Source organism: Actinomadura violacea (assembly GCF_017573465.1).
Lineage (GTDB): Bacteria > Actinomycetota > Actinomycetes > Streptosporangiales > Streptosporangiaceae > Spirillospora > Spirillospora violacea.
The window spans coordinates 1-2,347 of sequence record NZ_JAGEPF010000069.1 but is presented as its reverse complement, the minus strand read 5'-3'; the positions used below and the strand labels follow the sequence as shown (position 1 = coordinate 2,347).

Annotated in this window: 1 rRNA gene; it reads right to left on the bottom strand. The window is 58.2% G+C overall.

The features are described from left to right. Window positions 1–2,347, bottom strand: a 23S ribosomal RNA gene (locus J4709_RS52715); the annotation flags it as partial.

Sequence of the window (2,347 nt, the reverse complement as noted above, 5' to 3'; positions counted from 1 at the left end):
GGGAGGGAGAACTCATCTCGAGGAAGGCTTCCCGCTTAGATGCTTTCAGCGGTTATCCCGACCGAACGTAGCCAACCAGCCGTGCCCCTGGCGGGACAACTGGCACACCAGAGGTTCGTCCGTCCCGGTCCTCTCGTACTAGGGACAGACCCTCTCAATTCTCCTACGCGCGCAGCGGATAGGGACCGAACTGTCTCGCGACGTTCTAAACCCAGCTCGCGTGCCGCTTTAATGGGCGAACAGCCCAACCCTTGGGACCTACTCCAGCCCCAGGATGCGACGAGCCGACATCGAGGTGCCAAACCATCCCGTCGATATGGACTCTTGGGGAAGATCAGCCTGTTATCCCCGGGGTACCTTTTAGCCGTTGAGCGACACCACTTCCACACGTAGATGCCGGATCACTAGGCCCTGCTTTCGCACCTGCTCGACACGTCCGTCTCACAGTCAAGCTCCCTTGTGCCCTTGCACTCGCCACCTGATTGCCAACCAGGCTGAGGGAACCTTTGGGCGCCTCCGTTACTCTTTAGGAGGCAACCGCCCCAGTTAAACTACCCACCAGGCACTGTCCCCCACCCGGATACACGGGCGCGGGTTAGACGCTCAAAACGACCAGAGTGGTATTTCACCAATGACTCCACCCACACTGGCGTGCGGGCTTCACAGTCTCCCACCTATCCTACACAAACCGTTCCAAACGCCAATGCCAAGCTGTAGTGAAGGTCCCGGGGTCTTTCCGTCCTGCTGCGCGAAACGAGCATCTTTACTCGTACTGCAATTTCACCGGGCCTGTGGTTGAGACAGCGGGGAAGTCGTTACGCCATTCGTGCAGGTCGGAACTTACCCGACAAGGAATTTCGCTACCTTAGGATGGTTATAGTTACCACCGCCGTTTACCGGCGCTTAGATTCTCAGCTTCGACCCCCGAAGAGATCTAACCGGTCCTCTTAACGTTCCGGCACCGGGCAGGCGTCAGTCCGTATACAGCGTCTTACGACTTCGCACGGACCTGTGTTTTTAGTAAACAGTCGCTTCCCCCTGGCCTCTGCGACCACCCCCAGCTCAGGCAGCAAGTGCCGTCACCGGGCATGGTCCCCCTTCTCCCAAAGTTACGGGGGCAATTTGCCGAGTTCCTTAACCACAGTTCACCCGATCGCCTTGGTATTCTCTACCTGACCACCTGAGTCGGTTTAGGGTACGGGCCGCCGGTACACTCGCTAGAGGCTTTTCTCGGCAGCATGGGATCACTCACTTCACCTAAAACGGCTCGGCATCACATCTCACCCTTAACGCGCCACGGATTTACCTATGGCACGGGCTACATGCTTACCCCAGGACAACCATCGCCTGGGCTGAGCTACCCTCCTGCGTCACCCCATCACTCACCTACTACCCCCTCGGGCCCCATGCTCCCCAACCAACACTCCCCGAAGGGAACGAAGGCGGTTCGGATGGTTAGCATCAGAGGATTCAGCGTTGGCGCATACCAGCGGGTACGGGAATATCAACCCGTTGTCCATCGACTACGCCTGTCGGCCTCGCCTTAGGTCCCGACTTACCCTGGGCGGATTAGCCTGCCCCAGGAACCCTTGGTCATCCGGCGGGAGAGTTTCTCACTCTCCATTCGCTACTCATGCCTGCATTCTCACTCCCACAGCCTCCACCACTCGATCACTCGGCGGCTTCGCCGGCTGCAGGACGCTCCCCTACCCATCCCAGCAAGCTGGAATGCCACGGCTTCGGCGGTGTGCTTGAGCCCCGCTACATTGTCGGCGCGGAATCACTTGACCAGTGAGCTATTACGCACTCTTTCAAGGGTGGCTGCTTCTAAGCCAACCTCCTGGTTGTCACAGCAACTCCACATCCTTTCCCACTTAGCACACGCTTAGGGGCCTTAGCCGATGATCTGGGCTGTTTCCCTCTCGACTACGAAGCTTATCCCCCGCAGTCTCACTGCCACGCTCTCACTTACCGGCATTCGGAGTTTGGCTGACGTCAGTAACCTGGTAGGGCCCATCAGCCATCCAGTAGCTCTACCTCCGGCAAGAAACACGCGACGCTGCACCTAAATGCATTTCGGGGAGAACCAGCTATCACGGAGTTTGATTGGCCTTTCACCCCTAACCACAGGTCATCCCCCAGGTTTTCAACCCTGGTGGGTTCGGGCCTCCACACCGTCTTACCGGCGCTTCACCCTGCCCATGGCTAGATCACCCCGCTTCGGGTCTACAGCATGCGACTAAATCGCCCTATTCAGACTCGCTTTCGCTACGGCTACCCGCCACCGGTTAACCTCGCCACACACCATAACTCGCAGGCTCATTCTTCAAAAGGCACGCCATCACCA